At 64.2% G+C, this 19,029-nt stretch carries 24 protein-coding genes and 1 riboswitch; of the genes, 9 read left to right on the top strand and 15 right to left on the bottom strand.

Annotated elements, in window-relative coordinates; all coding sequences use genetic code 11:
• Positions 1-70 precede the first annotated feature (70 nt).
• Positions 71-397 carry a hypothetical protein gene (locus tag FJ424_RS02715; RefSeq protein ID WP_140645419.1) on the top strand — a complete coding sequence of 109 codons (327 nt, stop codon included), beginning with the start codon at positions 71-73 and terminating at the stop codon, positions 395-397.
• 111 nt (positions 398-508) lie between these two features.
• Positions 509-1,747 carry a DUF763 domain-containing protein gene (locus tag FJ424_RS02710; protein ID WP_140652173.1) on the top strand — a complete coding sequence of 413 codons (1,239 nt, stop codon included), beginning with the start codon at positions 509-511 and terminating at the stop codon, positions 1,745-1,747.
• Between the two features lie 11 nt (positions 1,748-1,758).
• Here FJ424_RS02710 and FJ424_RS02705 read toward each other — a convergent pair whose 3' ends face one another.
• From FJ424_RS02705 to FJ424_RS02685, 5 genes are all read right to left on the bottom strand, one after another.
• Positions 1,759-2,403, bottom strand: a complete 645-nt coding sequence (locus FJ424_RS02705) for a hypothetical protein (RefSeq protein WP_140652175.1) — start codon at positions 2,401-2,403, stop codon at positions 1,759-1,761.
• Between the two features lie 33 nt (positions 2,404-2,436).
• A complete protein-coding gene (locus FJ424_RS02700) occupies positions 2,437-3,033 on the bottom strand; it encodes a DUF6456 domain-containing protein (protein ID WP_140652177.1) in 597 nt (198 codons plus the stop codon).
• Between the two features lie 278 nt (positions 3,034-3,311).
• Positions 3,312-4,160, bottom strand: coding sequence for a GcrA cell cycle regulator (locus FJ424_RS02695; protein ID WP_140652179.1), 849 nt, complete (start codon positions 4,158-4,160; stop codon positions 3,312-3,314).
• Positions 4,161-4,247: 87 nt separating this feature from the next.
• Complete coding sequence (locus tag FJ424_RS02690) at positions 4,248-4,544, bottom strand: hypothetical protein (RefSeq protein WP_140652181.1); 297 nt, start codon at positions 4,542-4,544, stop codon at positions 4,248-4,250.
• Positions 4,541-4,822 carry a hypothetical protein gene (locus tag FJ424_RS02685; protein WP_140652183.1) on the bottom strand — a complete coding sequence of 94 codons (282 nt, stop codon included), beginning with the start codon at positions 4,820-4,822 and terminating at the stop codon, positions 4,541-4,543. Before FJ424_RS02685 ends, FJ424_RS02690 begins: the two co-directional genes overlap by 4 nt.
• Before the next feature lie 80 nt (positions 4,823-4,902).
• Here FJ424_RS02685 and FJ424_RS02680 point away from each other — a divergent pair, with 80 nt between their 5' ends.
• The 4 genes from FJ424_RS02680 to FJ424_RS02665 all read left to right on the top strand — a co-directional run bounded on the left by FJ424_RS02680 (position 4,903) and on the right by FJ424_RS02665 (position 11,038).
• Complete coding sequence (locus FJ424_RS02680) at positions 4,903-5,535, top strand: S24 family peptidase (protein WP_140652185.1); 633 nt, start codon at positions 4,903-4,905, stop codon at positions 5,533-5,535.
• Between the two features lie 193 nt (positions 5,536-5,728).
• Positions 5,729-9,397, top strand: a complete 3,669-nt coding sequence (locus FJ424_RS02675) for a tetratricopeptide repeat protein (RefSeq protein WP_140652187.1) — start codon at positions 5,729-5,731, stop codon at positions 9,395-9,397.
• Positions 9,283-10,245 carry a tetratricopeptide repeat protein gene (locus FJ424_RS02670; protein ID WP_246677132.1) on the top strand — a complete coding sequence of 321 codons (963 nt, stop codon included), beginning with the start codon at positions 9,283-9,285 and terminating at the stop codon, positions 10,243-10,245. Before FJ424_RS02675 ends, FJ424_RS02670 begins: the two co-directional genes overlap by 115 nt.
• Positions 10,246-10,276: 31 nt before the next feature.
• Positions 10,277-11,038, top strand: a complete 762-nt coding sequence (locus tag FJ424_RS02665) for a hypothetical protein (protein WP_246677121.1) — start codon at positions 10,277-10,279, stop codon at positions 11,036-11,038.
• Between the two features lie 56 nt (positions 11,039-11,094).
• Here the strand turns inward: FJ424_RS02665 and FJ424_RS02660 are convergent, their stop codons facing one another.
• From FJ424_RS02660 to FJ424_RS02645, 4 genes are all read right to left on the bottom strand, one after another.
• The gene (locus tag FJ424_RS02660; RefSeq protein WP_140652191.1) at positions 11,095-12,111 is read right to left on the bottom strand and encodes an ABC transporter substrate-binding protein; all 1,017 of its coding nucleotides are present in this window, start codon (positions 12,109-12,111) and stop codon (positions 11,095-11,097) included.
• Positions 12,108-12,881 carry an ABC transporter ATP-binding protein gene (locus FJ424_RS02655; protein WP_140652193.1) on the bottom strand — a complete coding sequence of 258 codons (774 nt, stop codon included), beginning with the start codon at positions 12,879-12,881 and terminating at the stop codon, positions 12,108-12,110. The genes FJ424_RS02660 and FJ424_RS02655 overlap by 4 nt, the downstream gene beginning before the upstream one ends.
• On the bottom strand, positions 12,878-13,783 hold the full coding sequence (locus tag FJ424_RS02650; RefSeq protein WP_140652195.1) for an ABC transporter permease: 906 nt from the start codon (positions 13,781-13,783) through the stop codon (positions 12,878-12,880). The genes FJ424_RS02655 and FJ424_RS02650 overlap by 4 nt, the downstream gene beginning before the upstream one ends.
• Positions 13,784-13,811: 28 nt before the next feature.
• Complete coding sequence (locus FJ424_RS02645; RefSeq protein WP_140652197.1) at positions 13,812-14,420, bottom strand: YkoF family thiamine/hydroxymethylpyrimidine-binding protein; 609 nt, start codon at positions 14,418-14,420, stop codon at positions 13,812-13,814.
• Positions 14,411-14,523: riboswitch (TPP riboswitch) on the bottom strand. Its footprint overlaps the gene before it by 10 nt.
• Positions 14,524-14,742: 219 nt before the next feature.
• Between FJ424_RS02645 and FJ424_RS02640 the strand changes: the two genes are divergently transcribed.
• Both FJ424_RS02640 and FJ424_RS02635 read left to right on the top strand, forming a co-directional pair.
• Positions 14,743-15,087 (top strand): hypothetical protein, encoded by a 345-nt coding sequence (locus FJ424_RS02640; protein ID WP_140652199.1) that lies wholly within the window; start codon positions 14,743-14,745, stop codon positions 15,085-15,087.
• A gap of 153 nt (positions 15,088-15,240) precedes the next feature.
• Complete coding sequence (locus FJ424_RS02635; RefSeq protein ID WP_140652201.1) at positions 15,241-15,450, top strand: hypothetical protein; 210 nt, start codon at positions 15,241-15,243, stop codon at positions 15,448-15,450.
• Positions 15,451-15,456: 6 nt separating this feature from the next.
• Here FJ424_RS02635 and FJ424_RS02630 read toward each other — a convergent pair whose 3' ends face one another.
• The 5 genes from FJ424_RS02630 to FJ424_RS02610 all read right to left on the bottom strand — a co-directional run bounded on the left by FJ424_RS02630 (position 15,457) and on the right by FJ424_RS02610 (position 17,860).
• A complete protein-coding gene (locus tag FJ424_RS02630) occupies positions 15,457-15,957 on the bottom strand; it encodes a porin (RefSeq protein WP_140703592.1) in 501 nt (166 codons plus the stop codon).
• Positions 15,958-15,976: 19 nt separating this feature from the next.
• Positions 15,977-16,477, bottom strand: coding sequence for a porin (locus FJ424_RS02625; protein WP_140652205.1), 501 nt, complete (start codon positions 16,475-16,477; stop codon positions 15,977-15,979).
• 377 nt (positions 16,478-16,854) lie between these two features.
• The gene (locus tag FJ424_RS02620; RefSeq protein WP_140645402.1) at positions 16,855-17,100 is read right to left on the bottom strand and encodes a DUF2934 domain-containing protein; all 246 of its coding nucleotides are present in this window, start codon (positions 17,098-17,100) and stop codon (positions 16,855-16,857) included.
• 119 nt (positions 17,101-17,219) lie between these two features.
• Positions 17,220-17,429, bottom strand: a complete 210-nt coding sequence (locus FJ424_RS02615; RefSeq protein WP_140645401.1) for a hypothetical protein — start codon at positions 17,427-17,429, stop codon at positions 17,220-17,222.
• Positions 17,430-17,560: 131 nt separating this feature from the next.
• Complete coding sequence (locus tag FJ424_RS02610) at positions 17,561-17,860, bottom strand: DUF1236 domain-containing protein (protein WP_140645400.1); 300 nt, start codon at positions 17,858-17,860, stop codon at positions 17,561-17,563.
• 213 nt (positions 17,861-18,073) lie between these two features.
• Between FJ424_RS02610 and FJ424_RS02605 the strand changes: the two genes are divergently transcribed.
• Entirely contained in the window at positions 18,074-18,424 is a 351-nt protein-coding gene (locus FJ424_RS02605) for a DUF982 domain-containing protein (protein ID WP_140652207.1), read from the top strand.
• 286 nt (positions 18,425-18,710) lie between these two features.
• Here FJ424_RS02605 and FJ424_RS02600 read toward each other — a convergent pair whose 3' ends face one another.
• Positions 18,711-18,932, bottom strand: a complete 222-nt coding sequence (locus tag FJ424_RS02600; protein ID WP_140652209.1) for a hypothetical protein — start codon at positions 18,930-18,932, stop codon at positions 18,711-18,713.
• Positions 18,933-19,029 lie beyond the last annotated feature (97 nt).

Raw genomic sequence — 19,029 nt, 5'->3', positions numbered from 1 at the left:
CGCGCCAGTTCCTTGGCAGCCTTTCGGCGCGCCAAGCGTTGTCGATGCGAACCTTCAGGAGGAGGTTGCCATGAAAAAGCTTCTACTCGCCTCCGCGATCGCCCTCGCGTCGGCGGTGGCCACGGTCGCGCCGGCAGACGCTCAGGGATTCTTCGGCCTCGGTATCGGACCGTTTGGCGGCTATCCGTTCTACGGCGGCCCGTTCTATGGCGGCCCGTTCTACGATTACGGCGGCCGCTATTACGGCCCGCGCTACTACGACGATTATCCCGGCTACGTGGTCCGCTATCCCCACTACCGGTACCATCGGTATCATAGACATTACTACGTCTATCCCCACCGGTATCACCACAGGCACCATTACCGGCACCATCACAGGCTCTACGGGCGCAGGTAGGTAGCAGCGGCCGCACACCGACAAGCTGATCTTCCCCCTGTGGGGAGATCAGCCGCTTGCAAATCCCCGCCGAAATGCGATCTAAGTCGCCGGTTCCAGGGAGAACGAAAGGTGACGCAGCGAAGCGGCAGCGTCGACCTGCCGCTGCATGGCGGGCGGGTCCCGAAATGGCTGGGCGTGCGCATGACGAAGCTCGGCGCCGTGCTGTGCGAAGCGATCATCCACCATTACGGCCGCGACGAGCTTTTGCGGCGCCTGGCGCATCCCTTCTGGTTCCAGTCTTTTGGGGCCGTGATGGGCATGGACTGGCATTCTTCCGGTATCACCACCTCGGTCATCGGCGCGCTGAAGCGGGGGCTAAATCCGCTCAGCAACGAGCTCGGCATCCATGTCTGCGGCGGGCGCGGCGCGCATTCGCGCAAGACGCCCGGCGAGTTGCTGGCCATCGGCGACCGCGTCGGGCTTGACGGTGAGGCTTTAGCCACCGCCAGCCGCCTCGTCGCCAAGGTGGACAGCGCCGCCGTGCAGGACGGCTACGACCTCTATCTGCACGGCTTCATCGTCGCCGATGACGGGCGCTGGGTGGTGGTGCAGCAAGGCATGAACGGCGACGCCCGCCAGGCGCGCCGCTATCACTGGCTGTCGGAGGGGCTGACCAGCTTCGTCGACCAGCCGCATGCGGCGATCGAGGGCGAGGCCCAAGGGCAGATCGTCAACCTCACCGACCGTCGCGCCGAAAAAGCCCGCGGCGGCCAGATCGAGCTGCTCAAGACCATGAGCCCGGAAAAGATCCTCGCCGAGCTTGCCCTGCTGGAACCGCGGCCCGAACCTGAGCCCGCCGCGCAGCCGCTGCTGCCCAACCTCGTCATGCCCGCGCATCATGACGTGCGCGAGAGCGACATCGTCATGCGCCGCCTGCACGGCAACATCGCCTCGGCCATCGAAAGCGGCCCGAAGGATTTTCCTGATTTGCTGCTGGTTCCGGGTGTCGGCCCGCGCACGGTGCGGGCGCTGGCCATGGTCTCGGAAGTGGTGCATGGCGCACCCTTTCGCTTCTCCGACCCGGCCCGCTTCTCCCTCGCCCATGGCGGCAAGGACCGCCACCCCTTCCCCGTGCCGCTGAAGGTCTATGACGAGACGATCGGCGTGCTGAAATCGGCGGTGAGCAAGGCAAAGCTCGGACGAACCGAGGAACTGGAGGCGCTGAGGCGGCTGGACGGCGAGTCACGCCGGATGGAGCGCTATGTGACGGGGCCGAGCTTGAAGGAGATCGTCGCCGGCGAGATGGACCAGTCGCATTTGCTGGGCGGACGGAGTGTGTTTGGGTGGGAGGGGAAGCCGAAGGGGTGAGAACCGCAGAGTCAGGGTTGCTCGGTTTTTAGATTTCGAAGCAATTGCTCGAATTTATCCGGCCACGGAAATTTGGTGCGGTCTAGCCAATCGGGATGCGCCTCCAGACCGACACCACTGGACTGAAACCTCATGCCAAGCCAGATCTCGGCCTGTAACATGCGATTGCCAAGTTCATACAACCCTTCGGGTGTAACGTGTTTCGGTAAACTGGCCTTAACCTGCGGGTCGGTCCATGTTTCTGACCTGACGAACATAAGAGAATCTTCGCTTGGTGAATAGGCATACGGCAGATCGTGGATAAGCCTGTTGCGAAGACTATTCAGGTCTCTGACCTCCCGCGCGATGGCTACAAGCTTACACCTGTCCACGATATCCTCAATTTTTAAGGGGATAATGCGTTCCAACATCTCTACCCGAGTCGAGAGGTTCATTACGGGCGAAAGCAGTGCAATCAGTGAGCTGTGATCAAGCCCTGTTAGGTCGCCGATGGACTGATTAACAGCCTTGTCCATCTGTGTTTGCCTGACGGCAATGAAACCCAGCGCGGGTAGAAAATGTTGAGGCACCAAAGTACCGAAAACGTATTGCATTACGTCAAAACCCCAAAAGACGAACGACCAAGACAGGCTGCCCGGCCGCACAACGATCTGCAAGGTGCACTTCTGTTATTGCTGGTGAATCTTCCTTCACCCGGCCTTCCTCCCCATCATCCCATAGTGCACCGCGAGTAAATCCAGCCCCACCTTCAACAGCTTCACCACCACGTCGCGCCCCTCACCGCTGCGTTCGGCGATGGCCTTCACCGACTGGCCTTCGAGGCAGATTCTTCGCGCCACCTCCGCCACGTCCCAATGGGCCAGCGCAGCAACAGCGTGGGCATGCGCCCGGCCGGCTGACAGCACGCGGTCGGGGACGCCGCCGCCGACGCGGCCGCCATCGACGCGCTCGCTCCAGGATTGTGGCTGCAGGCCCTCGCGCTGGCTGCGCTCGAAGTCGTCGCGGAAGCGCCCTCCTGCCTCACGCTGCTGCCGGCTGAGCGAGGTGATGCCCACCAGCGGGTCGACATTGCGCAGGCGCACGACGCCGCCGGTGGAGGTGTAGCCGCCGTTCGACACCTCATAGACGCGCCGCGCCTCCGCAGTGCCGGTGGTGAGGCGCTGGCGGCCGAAGGGGTCAGTCTTCAGCGCGAAGTCGTGGCCGACCTCGCGGCGGATGCGCACCTGCTCGGCCTCGCCTTTGGGGAGTTTCGGGGGTTGCGGTTTCTTGGCGGCTTTGCGGGGCATGGAGCGGTCCTTTGTGGGTGGCGGGGTGGATGGCCAACGGGAGAGGCTGAGTTCCTTCGCGCATGGATCAAGGTTCCTCGCCCCACGAAGTGGGGAGAGGTGGCGCGGCGAAGCCGCGACGGAGAGGGGTTTTTCGTGGAGCGCCAAGCTCGACAGCGGGTTCTCGCCGCGCGGCGTTTCGTCCTGCCGTCGTCGGCGCTATCCCCGTCCGCTTCGCGGACACCTCTCCCCCGCTATCGGCGGGGGCGAGGAACACAAGCGCGCATACGCCTCGCCTCTCACATCCTCCTCCCGCGATGGCCGTGGAACCTGGCATGGTGATGCGCGCAGTAGGAGCGCGCGGCCGACGTCGGCAGGCCGCAGCAAAGCATGTCCGGTGCCGGGCGCGCGCCGGCGGGATCGTGTTCCGGCGTTTCGCGCAGCGCCAGGTCGAGCGGCGCGCGGCAGCGGCCGAACAGGCAATCGAGGAAACGCATCGCCGCGACATGCGGCTGGCGGCCGGGCTTTACCGGCGGCGGCGGCGCGGGCAGCGTGTAGCGCTGCGCTTCGGATTTCTCGCGCCCACCGGGGGTGAGCCAGGCGGGTGGAAGCATGCGCGCGGGTTTGCGGGGTTTGGGTTTCTTGGGCTTGGGGGCGCGGGCGGTGACGGCGTCCGTTTGTGTGGTGATGCCATAGGCTGAGAGGTCGGCCGGACAGCGCTCCTCTCTGTCCTGCCCGTCCTCCGCAACAGCTGCGCTGCGGCTGCGGAGAGTGGACTGGGCATCGCGCCCAGTTAGGCGGAGATCAAGCGCTTCAGCGCCGGCGCCTTCCGCCAGCTCGGCGTATCTGGCAAGTGCTGCAGGTTCGGAGAGCGTCACGCCTCCAGCGGCTACCCTGGCGCGCCGGCCGGGGCGATCCGGCCGTGCGGCATGCTTCCTCGGCCGGCCGCCGGCGCGGCCGCCCTTGGGGTTGGCGAAGCCGATGGCGCTCAGGCCCGCGTTGCGGTGGACGATGCTGATGATGGCGTTGCGCGAGACCGGGGCGCCGCGCAGGGCGCTGAAGCGGCCGGCGATGCGCGAGGCCGAAAGCCCCTCCTTCAGCCAGGTGGCGATCTCGTCGATTTCCTTTTGCGTGTAGGCGGCTGCCATTCTTCTCATTCCATTTGCTTGTCGAAGGCGCGGACGAGCGCCAGGGTTCGGCCGCGAGGCCCCGGTCAGGTCAGCGATCGGTTGAAGTCAGGCGGCGCCGGTCAGCCGAAGCAGCGCTGCCTCGGCCGCGGCGCGGGTCAGGCCCGACACCGCAAGACCCGTCGCCCGGTCGAACAGGATGACGGTTCCGTCCTCGGTGCGGATGCAGGATGCGCCGCCATAAGTGGCGGCCGGAGCCGGGGGAGGAACGGCTCCGGCCGCTCCGGTGAACCGGGGTGCGGGCGGTTCGACCGGATCCGGGGCAAGCGCCCCGGAAAGCGCCCTGACCGGGGAGGAGGACGGTCCGGGCGATTGGAATTCATGGATCGAGGGAGGCGCGTTCATGCCGCCTCCCCTTGCATGGCGGCCGCGGCGCGGCCGGCCAGCGATTCGTAGCTGACGCCGGCGATGCCGTGCCTGCGGCTTGCCGCCACCACATGCGGCCAGTGCTGCGGCGCGATGCGGCCGCGCCGGCGCATCTGCCGCGCCGCCTCGTAGCCGCAGCCCACATCGGCGGCGTAGGCGCCGATGCTCTGCCAGGAATCAATAAGCTCCGGAATGTCGGCGGGCTGGGCGGATCCGCCGGCGGGCGATGCGGAAGAGCTTGCGGAATGTACGATCATGCGCTAAGCGTACGTTATGTACGAATGCCGCGCAAGCGAAATCGTACACTTTGGACGATAATTTTCAGGCATTTTGTACGATGATGGATTCACGGCACAGATTGCAGCAGGCGCGCGCCCAGGCCGGCTATGCTTCGCCCAGCGATGCGGCGCGGGCCTTGCGCGACATCAACAAGAACACGCTGATCAGCCATGAGAACGGCAACCGGCCTTTGTCCCGGAAAGCGGCGGAGAAATATGGCCGGCTGTTCGGCGTCGACCCCGGCTGGCTCCTGTTCAATGCCGACGGCGCGGAAGCGGCGCCCGTCAGCCTCCTGCCCTCGCCCGTCACCGTCGACGTGCCGATCGTGTCGTGGATCAGCGCCGGCGAGCTCGGCAGCCAGGACAGCGTGGTCAACCTCTCCGACTATCCGACCATCCCCACCGCCGACCTCGAGGAAGGCGAATGGATCGCGCTGCGCGTCGACGGTCCGTCGATGAACAAGATCTCGCCGCCGGATTCGATCATCTTCGTCAATTTGCGCGACAAGCGGCTGGTGACCAATGGCTGCTACGTGATCTCGGACGAGACGGGACGCGCCACCTACAAGCGCTACCGCCCGAACGACAACCCGCCGTTCCAGCCGGCGTCCTATATGGATATCCCGCCGCCGGAGCTGGAAGGCGCGATCACCATCATCGGGCGAGTGAAGCGGTCGATGATCGATATGTGAGCCGTTGGGAGCGATGCCGCCAAGCTGAGGCGCCGCTTTGCTTCCCTCTCGCAAGGTCCTCGCCAAACTCCATTTGGCCCACCCCAAGGGCATAAATGCAGCCCCGCAATTTCTGCTTGCATTAGGGAACAAAAACAGAACTATATAGGCATCCGCGAGAGCAGTCGCGGTCACTCCGGGGGGAGGATCAATCATGTCACGCCACACCGGCGCGTTGACGCGCGCGTTTGTTGCCTGGCTTTCGCGCGGGCCGCTCCTGGCGCTGGCAGGGGTGGTTGTGCTTGGTGCTTTCGGCGGCAAAACATTCGCGGCTGGCAAAGACTACAACACTTGCTTCAGCGAGAGCAAAGTCTCCGCCGACCGGCAGGTTGCCGCCTGCACCGCAATCGCCGAGGACAGAGGCGAGGTGCCTGATCTTCGCGTAAGCGCCTATTTTGTGCGCGGCCTGGCCTATGCACAGAGGAACGATATTGCCCACCTCATCGCCGATATGAACGAGGTGATCGCGCTCGATCCGACTTACGTCCGCGCATTTACCAATCGCGCCATCGCCTGGGAGAGCAAAGGGGATTTCGACCGGGCCGTCGCGGACTACACAAAAGCGATCGCGCTTACGCCGGATGACGCAAGCCGATATGCCGATCGCGCGCGGGCGCTCAATAAGAAAGGCGAGCATGATCGGGCTATCGCCGATTGCGACAAGGCGATCGACATCGATCCCGCCAATGAAATGGCCTATGGCGTGCGCGGCGTTGTGTGGGAAGACAAGGGCGACGCAACGCGAGCCCAGGCCGACTACGACAAAGCGGAGAGCGTCCGTATTGACCCTATCGCTCCTTACCTAGAACGCGCCCGCTCATCAATCGCCGAGCGTGATCGCAAGCGAGCCAAGGCCGATTGCAAGCGCATCGCCAATATCGATGCGGACAAGGGGCGCGATTGCACGCGACTGATTGTCGAGGCTTTCGGTGAGCCGGGCGACGGCGCGACCGACCCAAACCCAGCTTCTGCTCAAAATGCGATTGGAGTAGAGTGGCAGGAAAAGGGCGACCATACCCGCGCCATCGCCGCATTCGACGAGGCGATCCGGCTCAATCCAGCAAGTTCCGCTTTCTACTTCAACCGCGCCAAGAGCTGGGCCTCAAAGAAGAATTATGCCCGCGCCATCGCCGATCTGGATGAAGCCGTTCGCCGCGATCCGGCCAACGCCCAAGCTTACCGCGTGCGCGGCATGACCATGGCCCAGATCGGCAATTCACGAGAGGCGTTTGCCGACCTCGACAAAGCGATTGCCATCAGCTCCGACGATCCAAAATCGTATTTCGAGCGGGCAGTCGTCTGGGAGGCGAAGGATGCCGACAAGGCAATTGCGGACCTCGACAAAGCGATCGCGCTCGATCCGGCCAACGCCGACTACCGGAAAGAAAGGCTCAGCGTCCAAATCAGCAAAAGCAGGGCGAACGGGCAACCCGTGCTGCGGTCGCCGAGCACTGCGACCAATCAGGCTGATGTCCCAGTCCCCGCTGAGCCGCAGCCGGCCAAGCCTATCCCGCCCCCCACACATGCGCCGCCGCAACTATATGCCAAGCAGGATAACTCCGCCGCCATTGCTTGGAACCTCAAATCGGGGTTGCAGGCGATGCAGGTCGACCCCAAGGGCGCGATAGATACATTCAGCTTTGTCATCGGCCTCGATCCCTACAACGCAGATGCCTATTACAACCGCTCGATCGCCGAAGCACTCGTCGGCAATTTCGACCTCGCCATCGGCGATTGCCGGCGAGCGGTCGAACTCGATCGGAAACGCGCAGGCACGTGTTGGGAAAATCTGCCTGGCCAACAGCCGACCGCTACGCAGCCAAGCGGGGATCCGGCGACCGCCAAGACACTGCTCGAGCGCGCCCAGATGCGGTTGTCGAAATACGGCGTCGACGGCGCGCTGCTCGATTTCGACAAGGCGATCAGCCTCGACCCCGACAATGCCGACGCCTATCTGGGCCGCAGCCGCGCCAGGACGCTCAAGGGCGACCACGCCGGCGCGGCGGCGGATTGCCGGCGCGCCGTGGAGTTGGATTCCACACGGTCGGCAAGCTGCGACGAGCAGGCTGCCGGCGATGAGGGCAAAACTGAACCGTCGCAGGACCCTGAGCAGCCGAAGGCGGCGGCCGCTGCTCCAAAGCCACAAATCGTCCGTCCGAATTTGGCGGCTACGGACGACACGCTGGCAGCAAAGACCTTGGAAACAAAAGACCAGCGCGCGCTCCAAGCGATCCTGGAAGGCGATGCCTGGCTGGACATGGGCAAATACGACAAGGCGATCGGCTCCTATGACGTGGTGATCGCGCTCGAACCCGACAACCGCTTCGGCTACTTCGGCCGCGGCAGGGCCAGGGCCGCCATACGCGATTATGGCCAGGCGATCGCCGACTTCGACAGGGTCATCCAGTTTGCCCCCAATTTTGCCGCCGCGTATTTTCACCGGGGGCTCGCCAAGGTGACGTCCGGCGATGTCGAGGGCGCGCTTGCCGATTGCGATCGGGCAGCGACGCTCGACCCGAAGGCGCGCGACGCCCACTATTGCAAAGGCATGGCCTGGCACGCCAAGGGCGACACCGGGCGCGCCATCGCCGCCTATTCGGTGGCGATCGGGATCGATCCCGGGCATGACGCCAGCTACTACGCGCGCGGCATGGTGCGGGCGGATCGGAAAGACTATGCCGGCGCCATCGCCGATTTCGATCAGGCGCTCAAGCTCGATCCCGGCAATGGTGACTATGCCGTAGCCCGCAAGGCAGCGGCGGACGTCAGCGGGGAGCCTGCCGATGGCATGACCAAAGCGGACGGCTCCGACATAACGGCGAACGAACAGAGCGCCACCGCAGTTGCGCCAGCAGAAACCCCGTCTGCGGTCAAGCCTGGTGCGAGTGACGATCTTTCGCTTGCCGATCCGAAGTTGGCGAAGCTTATCGACACCAGTGATCCCCGCGTCCTCGTCGCGGTGGCCAAGGGCGACAGCCTCTTGCACGAAGAAAAGTATGACGAAGCGATCGAGGCCTATGAAGAGGCCATCGCGATCGATCCTAAGAGCCCGCTCGCCTATTTCAGCCGTGGCAGGGCCTTTGATGGCAAGAAGGATTTTACCCGCGCGATCGCCGATTACGACAAGGCCATCGCCATTATTCCCGATGCGGCCGCGCCGCTCATGCGCCGTGGTCTGGCCAAGGCCGCGGCGGGCGACGCGGACGGCGCGCTTGACGATTGCATCAAGGCCATCAGGCTCGACCCGAAAGCGAGCGGCGCTTTCTTCTGTTCCGGAGCGGCCTGGTACGCCACGGGAAACCCGAAGCGAGCGATCGAGGCATTTTCAGCGGCGATCGAGATCGATCCGAAAGACGCCGCCAGCTACTACGGACGCGGCATGGTGCGAGCCGACGGCAAAAACTACGCCGATGCCATTGCCGACCTCGACCAAGCTGCCAAACTAGACCCGCACAATCCAAACTACGCCGCCGCGCGCAAAGCAGCGATGGCCACGCAGAAGAAAGGCGGTGTCGGCGGCAACGCGATCGCGCCATCCTCGAAGAAGCTAAACGCTCTGGTCGATCGCGGCTACGCCTTCTACTACAAGGGCCAATATGATCGTGCGATCACCCAATTCAACAAGGCGATGGCGCTCGATCCGCAAGATGCCTCGCCCTATGTCGGACGGGCCATCGCGCTTGTCGGCAAGGCAAATACGACGCGGCCATCGAGGACTACAACAAGGTCATCGGGCTCTACCCCGACTACTCGGACGCTTACATCGGCCGTTCCGTCGCGTGGACCAAAAAGAACGAACCGGATCGCGCCATCGCCGATTTGAGCCGTGCAATCGAGCTCGACGCCAATGACGCGCAGGCCTATTTCGGGCGCGGCGGCGCCTTCGCTGCCAAGGGTGACTATGGCCGGGCGATCGCCGATTTCAATCAGGCGCTCAAGCTCGATCCGGAGATGAGCCTCGCCCGCAAGGGCCTCAAGCTTGCGGCGGCGGCGAAGGCAAAGACGTCAGGCAAGATCGAGAGCGGAGCGGCGACCTCGGCGGGTGGCATTCCGCCTGGAGCCAGGGCGGCTTTCAACAAGGCACAAGTGCTGGACGGCAGGGATGACTATGACGGCGCCATCGCGCAGTATGGCAAAGCGATTGCCCTGTTCCCCACCTTCCGAGACGCATATGTAGCGCGCGCCATCCTTTGGGAGACGAAGGGCGACTATGCCCGTGCCATCGCCGATTTCAGCCAGGCGATCACTATCGGCCCCGACATCGGTGACACTTACAGCGATCGCGGCCGCGTTCTCGGCTACCAGGGGGACTATGACGGGGCATCGGCGGATTACGAAAACGCCGTCCGTCTCGATCCAACGAACGCAAGGATCTATGCCAGTCGAGGCATGTTCCGCATGAAGCACCACGAAGACACAGGGGCATTCAGCGATTTCGAAACGGTTCTTAGACTCGATCGCAATAACGTTTTCGGTTACTTCGGCCGCGGCACGATCCGCGCCCGCAAAGCGGACTATGACGGCGCCATCGCCGACCTCAATCAAGCGATCAAGTTAAGGCCAAATTTCGCTGGCGCATACAAATCGCGTAGCGCTGTGTGGGAAGCCAAGGGCGACCGCAAGCGTGCGGAAGCCGACCGCAAGAAGGCGCTGAGCCTTGGGGCAGAGTGAGAAGGGTGTCGGAGCGCAGGCGGATGTCACCTTGGAAATGGTTGCAAGTGGCGGCGGTCGTCCCGTAAGCATCGTTGGGACTAACGTGATGCCAACGATGTTCGGCAGCGGCAGACATCACCACTATCAGTCAGTAAAGATGCCGCCGCAGACGCTGACCACCGCCGACATCGATGCCGAGATCCGGAAGCAGGATCTCCAGATATTCGAGGCTATCGCCCGCGAATTTCCGGACGACTACGATGCGATGCTGCGCAAGATCACTGCCGCGGCCCAGGCCGGAAGCCAAACAGAAGTGCGCGATATCAGCAGACAGGCGGTCGCCGATCTGAGGCATAGATATGCGCCACTCCTACCCACGACCCCCGACAGCAACGCTTCGGAAGCGCTTTCGGCGCAACTCGACATGCTCAATCATGTCATGGCGCGCGAAACACCGGCCACCTGCAACAATTACCTGCGCAACGGGCCGGACGCGATCAGTGCGCCCGGCCACGATTTCCTGGCTGACCTGGACAGGATCGGCGCCACGCTGTTCCGCGCCTTCGGCGCCGCCAAAAGAAGCGGCCTACCGGCGGCCGTGCCTAGCGATCAGGACTGGTCGCTGGTCGCCGACGTTTTCACAAAGATCGGCGGCACGTCGGCCGAGATGGAGGCTATCTCGAACGCCAACCAGGATTTCCCGGGCCTGTGCCCGGCCATGGCGAGATTCTATGAGGCCGCCCTGTTACTGCATGGCGAACCCGGGTGGCACATCAAAACCGCGCTGCTTCGCGCCATCGTTGAGAATTAGGCTCCGCACCGGATTTCCGGACGGGTTCCGGCGCGACACCGCGTTCCTTCGTCCTCTCAGGCGCCCAGAAACTCGTTGCTGAAGTACGCCTCGATATCCGGCTTCTCCTTCAGCGCCTTGCCATTGCCGTCGAGCAATATCCCCGACGAGAACAGATACCCGCCCATCGCCTCCATCTTCGCCTTGTCCATCGTGCCGATGGCGCCGTTGGCACTCTTCAGGAAATGGCCGTCGTTCAGCGCCTTCAGCGAGGCGTCGATCAGCGCCGGGTTGGCGAGTGTGTCCTTGTTGGCGGCGATCAGCAGTTCGCCCGCCTCCAGCGCCTGATCGACCGCGAAGGCATAGCCGCGCCGCGTCGCCTTGACGAAAGCGGCGGCGGCTCTCGGATTGGCGCTAAGGAAGGCGTTGCTGGAGACGATCAGCGTGGTGTGCTCGTCCGGCACGCCGTAGTCGGCGTAGCGGAAGCTGCGCTGCTTGAGGCCTTTCAGTTCCGCTTCGACACCTTCCCATGTCGAGACTTCGAGCGTGAAATCGACCGAGCCGTTGGCCAGCGCATCGTATGCGGACGTCCCCAGCGTCACGGTCGAAAAATCGCCCTTGCCGCCGTCATGGCGGATGATGGTCCGCAGCAGCGCGTTTTCCCAGGCGCTGCCGAAGCCGCCATAGGTCAGGCCGTCAAGATTTTTCGGGCTCTTGATCGCCGCGTGGTCGGCGTTGAAGACGACGCGGCCGGTCTCCGACTGGACGACGGCGTAGACGGCCTTCAGGTCGGCGCCAGCACTCTTCTGGGTGAACAGGCCGAGCGAGCCGGAAATGCCGAAATCGGCGACACGGTTGGCTGCCAGCGTGCCCGAGCCGGTATCGCCATAGGGCAGGATTTCCACGTCAAGGCCGGCGTCGCGATAGAAGCCTTTGTCGCGGGCGACGAACAGGCCGATGTGGTTGGTGTTGACGGTCCAGTCGAGCGCGACCGTGATCTTTTGCGGGGTGGCGGCACGGGCGTGCGTGACAGCCCCGGCAAGAGGCAGGCCGGCGGCCAGAAACAGCGCCTGGCGGCGGGTCAGATCGGTCATTTCAATTCTCCATCGGATGGTCGGAAATTCGGATCGGACTGGCCAAGCAGCGTGTCGAGGATGCCTGCCTCGATCGCCGCGGCCTCGCGGGCAATCGCCGCGCTCTCGGTGCGCGGGCGCGGCAGCGGCACGGCCACCTCACGCACCGCGCGCGCGGGCCGCGCCGAAAGCACATAGATACGGTCGGACAGAAGCACTGCTTCGCGCACGTCATGGGTGATGAGCAGCGCCGTCCAGCGATGGTTTCGCCACATCGTCTCCAGCCAGCGCTGCATGGCGGCGCGGGTGAGCGCGTCGAGCGCGCCGAACGGCTCGTCGAGCAAAAGCATGTCGCGCTGCTGCACCACGGTGCGTAGGAGCGCGGCGCGCTGGCGCATGCCGCCGGACAGTTCGGCCGGCCAGGCGCGCTCGAAGCCGGCAAGGCCGAATTCGGCGAACAACGGCGCCACGCGCTCGCGCGCCGCGCGCCGCTTCATGCCCTGCACTTCGAGCCCCAGCGCCGCATTGTCGATAACGCGCCGCCACGGCATCAGCGCGTCGCGCTGCGGCATGAAGGCGAAGCGGGCGCCATCGAGCGGCGCGCCGTCGAAGCGCATCTCGCCCTCGCCCCGGATCGCGCCGGTGAGCAGTTGGAACAATGTCGACTTGCCGGCGCCGGAGGGACCGAGGATCGAGACGAACTCGCCCGCGCCGACATGGAGAGAGACGCCGGCCAGAACCTCGAGCGCGCCGAAGTTCTTTCGCACGTCGCGGAGCTCGAGCCGGGTCATGGCCGGCCCTCCCCGACAGGCTTGTCGCCGTCGCGCCCCGCCCTTTCGCCCTCTGCATTTTCCCAGGGCATGGCGAGACGCTGGACGAGCACGGCGAGGCCGAACAGCGCCAGCGTCAGCGCCGAGCTGACCGCGACGGCGGCAAGCACCAGGTCGGGGCGGAAATTGTTCTTGGCGCTGAGCATGTAGATGCCGAGCCCCTTCGCGGCGCCCGCATATTCGGCGAAGATGGCGCCCACCACGGCATAGGTGATGGAGATGCGCAGTCCGGCGAAGAAATAGGGCAGCGCCGACGGCAGCCGCGCCAGCCAAAAGATGCGCCAGCGCCCTGCTCCCATGGCGGCGAGCATCTGGCTGATCTCCTTGGCCGTGGCGGCATAGCCTTCGACCAGCGCCACCATCATCGGGAAGAAGGTGACCAGCGCCACGAGCAGGATTTTTGGCAGCAGCCCGAAGCCGAACCACAGCACCACCAGCGGCGCGATCGCCACCAGCGGCAACGTCTGGCTGGCGATCAGCAGCGGGAACAGCGCCCGGCGCAACGGGGCCAGGAAGTCGACCAGCGCCGAGAGGATGAAGGCGGCAACGAGCGAGCAGGCAAAGCCCGCCAGCGTGGCGCGGATGGTGGGCAGCGTGTTGTCGGCAAGTGCCGAGCGGTTCTCCCAGGCTTGCGCCAGCACGCGCGAGGGCGCGGGGAGCACGGTGGACGCGATGCCGCCGAGGCGGGCGTAGAGCTCCCAGGCGATGAGGAGAAGAGCGAAAGCGATGGCGGCGGGGAGGCTTTTGGCGAAGGCGTTGGCAACAGCTGATCTCCCCCGCAAGGGGGGAGATTGGACGGCATCCCGGCTTTCGCCAATCGCCGAAGGCTCTTCTTGCGGCGTAGAACCGAACGAAACAGCCATCACATCTACCTCGGCAGCGCTACGCGACTCAAACCGCGGTCGGGCTGTTCGCCGAAATCGTTATGTCGAGCGTCACGTGGCCCGCGCCGGGGCCGAAGCGGCAGAAGGCTTCGGCGAGCGTGGCGAACACCGCGCCGGCATCGCCGCGCAGCCTGGTGCAGAAATTCTTCGAGCGGTCGAAGACGCCGGAGTTTTTCAGGAAGTCGATGCAGCCATAGATCTCGTCCATGTGGTCGCCGGTGCCCATCACATAGAGCGAGAATTGCGCCGCCACCGGCTGGTCGGTCGAGGGCGTCGCCTCGACGGCGCGGAGCGCGGCGCGCTTGCGCTCCTCAAGCGGAATCGCCGGGCCGCCTATCTCGTCCGAGCGGCAGATCGGGTCGTCCGGCTCGCCGGGGCAGCCGCGCGAGACCGCGGCCGACAGCACGCAGTGCCTGCCGCTCTTCGCCGCCGCGACGAACAGGTCGCGCATGGCGGGAAAAAGCACTTCGGGCGGCCCGACCAGCAGCGTCGAGATATCGTCGGTCTCGATCCTCAGCCTGTCGCGGTAAGGATCGAGCGCGCCCAACGCGCCAAGGATGACGCCGACGAAATCGTCAGCCATGGGATAAAGGGAAATCTGTGCGCCGGAAAACATGGCCCGCCTCGCTCCGCTGGTATTATCCAGATCAGCTTTAGGGTCCGGAGGCTTGCCGCCGCCATCTCAGCCCCGACCGTACGGAGCACCCCTGTGGATGGCCGCGTTAAAGCACTGTTCGAGCGAATGGGAAAGCGGTTTTTTGCGAGGCCAATTGAGCCAAGGGCCCCATCTCCCTAAGGGAGATGCCGGGTTACAAGATTTTCGCAAATTTCTTATAACCGCGGTATCGCAACCGCAGTGTCGTTCAAAATGTACGAATCCGGCTTGATTGTTTTTCGTACATAAAGTACGATATTTCCCTTCCTTTGAGGGGACTTGCTTGAATACCGCGAACCATGGCGCTTTCGCCGACCTCTCCCGCCCTTTGCTCTCGCCACTGCCGTTCGCCGAGCGCGAACGCGTTGCCGGCGCCTGGCGCATGGCCAGCCAGGACATCGCCGACGACATCCGTTTCATCCGGCAATATCTGAAGGTGATCGCCGAGAAGGACGAGCGGCTTTCGACCGGCACGCTGGTGCATGGCCGCGCCTATGTCGAGGCCTGCGCCGCCTGGCTCTCGGAGACGGTGGCGCGGTATCTGCGCAATCTCAGGCTGATCAGCGAATGCGAAAGCGCGATGATCGCGGCCGACATGAGGTTTGCCCGGTCGAGCGATGCGTGGTGAGGCAGGCAGCTCCCGCTACAACCCTTGGGCCTCCCGTCGAAAAATGCATCGTTTCATACAATTGGCAATTGGTGGACGCGGCTGAGCGGCGGGTGGTTAAATTCGTCTCAGGCGAAGGAGGGTAAAGCCGCGTACCAGGGAGGAATTCGTTTGATGAACCAGCGTATCGACATCGGCATACAGCCTGACGACCAGCCCTACGAAGTCACGTCCTTCGCCAGAAAGCATGGCCTGGCGATCCCCGTCGCGGACGCGGTGCTTTTCGCCAGGGGACCGTCGCCGTCGCGGACTGCCTGCGATATGGCGGCGCTGGCTCTCATTTGCGCGGTCGCGCAATACGCCGGAAAGCAAGGGAGACGGTAGCCTCCCCTACCAGCTGAACTGCAGCCCCACATTGCCGCCGACCTGGCTGCCGGCGAAGGCAATGCCGAGCGTGCTGGTCAGCCGGCCGCCATGGTCGAAGCCCTCGCTCAGCACCGCGGCGCCCGTGATGCCGAAGGCATTGGCATAGCCGGCATTGCCCCAGTTGACGCGCACACCGAAATGCTCGCCCTGGACGAGATCGGGCGCGGCGAGCGCGGCCGAGATCGAGGCGTTCTCAAAGGCGCGCGTGATGCGGTTGTCGATGTCATCGACGTGGGCCGCGAGCGCCGTCTTACCGACCTCGGTCATCTCGCCGCCATTGCCGTCGTCGACCTGCTTCTTAGTCACGCCAGTCTGGGCATTGATGCAGGTGTCCGTGCCCGGGCTATAGTAGTAATTGGCTCCATAGGCGGAGCAGATCTTGACATACGCGACTGCCGCCTGGGATGGCGCCGCAAGGAGCGTTGCCGCGCCGAGGATCGCCGGCGCAAGAAGATATCTGAACATTGATTGCCCCCGGTCGCGCTTACCAGGTGAACTGCAGGCCGGCATTGCCGCCGACCGTCTTGCCGGAGAAGCCGACGCCCGCGGCGCCGGCCAGCCGACCGTTGCCGCCAGACATGAAGCCCTCGCCAAGAACCGCCGCGCCGGTGACGCCCATGGCGTTGGATTGACCGGCATTGCCCCAGTTGACGCGCACGCCGAAATGCTCGCCCTGCACCAGGTCCGGGCCGGCCAGCGCCGAGGCCACCGATGCACCCTCGAAGGCGCGCTGGACGCGACGGTCAATGTCGTCGACCTTGCCCGCCAACGCCGTCTTGCCGTCGACCACACCGTCCTCCGTCAAGCTGCGCGTCTCGCCCGTGTTGGCATTGATACAGGTGGCGGTGCCGGGACTGTAATAGTATTGCGCGCCATACGCCGCGCAGACCCTGACGTATTCGACCGGCGCCGCCTGGCAAGGCGCAGAGAGACCGCCCGCCACAGCTAGAAACGCAAATGAAATGACACGGTTGATACCCCGCATGCCTGATCCCCGAAGTTGGATGTTGAGAGAAAGCCTCGCATGAAAAAGGCGCATGCGAGCGCGCGGAGTCAACTGCGCCTTCCGCTCAATGCCTGACTTTTACTGGGAGCATTTCATCTATTGAACACATATTGCAGCCAAGCTACAGTAAACAGTTCAACCTGGTCAGTAATTCCCCGATGATTTGGAGCTGTGACGTCGAGGCTTATTAACACTCTCTAATATCAAGCGATGCCGGGCGATCTGCCCGGCAGGCTCGCCGACATGGGCCCGCGCAGCTGGCGCAGGCCGCGGCTTTGCAGGTCGCCGTCGCACCGCCGGTGGGTCAACTATGCGGCAGACGGTCTGACGACTGCCCGTAATCCTTTAGGACGCGATCAGCCCTTGGCTTTCGACTTGGGTGGCGCCTTGGGGGCCTTGGCAGGCTTCTCCGCCTTCGCGGCCTTCGGCTTCTCGACCTTGGCGGCAGCGGCCTTCTTGGCGGCTTTCTTCGGCCTGCCCGCCTCATCGATCTCGGCCGTCGCCTGGTCCCAGTGCTCCATATGCGCGCCTTCAGGCCGGCCGGCCTGCTCCCAAATCTCGTGCGCGCGTTGGCGAATGCGTTCGTGCCTGTCGTCCGTCACTTTGTCGCCTCCTACGGTTTGGGACTGTTCCCCAGCCAAACATTAGCCGAATTTTCGCGTGCCGTCTTGGGTGTAGACGCGGCGCGCAAACGCATCTTGAAGCAATATCCGGTGATGGCTCACTTCTCGTCGGAAAGCACCGCGATGCCGAGATACGCGGCCTTCTTGACGATCAGTCCGGCCAGGTCGGCGTCGGAACGATCGGTTCCGGTGCGCTCGCGCAGCAGCGCGACCGCCTGCTTGATCGACAGCAGCCCATCGCCGCGTTCGGCCAGCAGCCTGTCGACTTGGCGGGCAATGTCAGGTGATTCGACGTGTGGATGATGCATGGCAACGACTCCTTCCGCGCTTCGTTGCCTCCCAAACCGCTGTTTATCTTAGGCCTTATGCCCGGATACGAGAAGAGCCCGATCCTTCCCCGATGCTCCGGGGAGAGGATCGGGCTCTTTCAGGACTAAATCTACTCGATCACCTGAACAACGCGGCGCGTGCCGGGATCGATCAGCACCGTATGGTCATTGACGACCGCATAGCGGTACTGGACGTCCGGAACCTGCTGCAGCTCGACGGTGTCAGGCACGGTCGAGCCGACGCCGAGCTCGAGGCCGAGCACATTGACCGAGGCGATCGGATGCTTGTGGACATATTCCCTGACCACGGTCTGCTGCTCGGGGGTGACGATCACCTCGTCCGCGGCCGCGATGCCGATGCCGGCCATCAGAGCCAGGCCGGCGACAGCTGGAATGAGGGTGGTTTTCATCGTTTATCTCCTGTTGCGTTGGCGAGCTCCGCCTGGCCTCCGCGGGGCGGAAACACGGGCAGGTCGAACATGGGAGCTCCCGGGGCAAACGCCGCCGGCAGGGTGTTGTTCCGTCAGCCACGACTAATTGATTTGGCGGAACCTTCGCATCGGCTCCGCATTGGAAGGCATTGAAACTGCCCAAGTCTTTGAAAATCAAAGGATGCCGCAGTCATGCAAGAAGGCCCCATCAGAAGCGACATCGAACTTCGGGCCCCCGTGGCCATTGCCGTGGGCGCCGGCTTCAAGCGCGAGATCGCCACGCTCACCGGGATGCAGAACTTTCTCAAGGAATGGCCGCAGGCCACGCGGGGCGATAGCTACGCCAACGCATTCCGCGCCTGTGAGGCGGCGCGGACCGGAGAGATCGATCTCGACAAGGCGCGGCAGGCGTTCCTGGTCTTCGCGCGGAAGGCCGGAATCGAATGGACCGGCGCCGATCCGGTCGCGGTGCTGCGCGAAGCAAAGGTCAGGCGAAGCCGGGTACGCGAAAGCCGGGCACAGAACCGACACGTGCCTGGATAATCCCTCGCCGGTCAAAGGCCGGTCGGCAGCGACGGGCATGACGCCCGCAGGGCCAGCGGCGCCCGCTGGAGCGGCAGCGTCTGTTGATCACGCCTCACAACGCGTATGACGACCATCCGCCAGGAACGCCGTGCGCATTGGCCTTGACCGCAAGTTTTAGGATTTGGCCTGCGAATCCCGGATCAACCGGGCGCGCCCTGACGTCCGTTGCATCCGTTTGCCTGCAGACCGCCGCCTTGCGGCTGGAGGTCGACTGGATCGATCGGGATTCGGCTGGAGGCCGCTGTCAGCTCGGTGCCGATTCGCCCGGGGCCTCGGTGACGAAGGACGCGGCGATCAGATCGTCCGCGTCTATGCGTAGGGAGCCCTCGCCGCCCCCCATGATGGCCGCGACCTTCTGGAAGGTCTTCATCTCATGCTCGGTGATCCGGGCGTCCCGCATCCTGGCTTTGAGATCGGCGACACGCATCCCGAGCGAACGGGATGTTCCGATTTCTCGTTTCGACATGTTGGTCAGTCTCCTCCCCCAACCCGTGCCTGTTTCGCCGCCGCCCGATTCCCGCATCCTGCGCATGCTTGTGTTCTCTATGAGGCAATTTCGAACA

The sequence above is a fragment of the Mesorhizobium sp. B3-1-8 genome (genome assembly GCF_006439495.1).
GTDB lineage: Bacteria > Pseudomonadota > Alphaproteobacteria > Rhizobiales > Rhizobiaceae > Mesorhizobium.
This window is presented reverse-complemented; position numbering and strand designations above follow the sequence as displayed.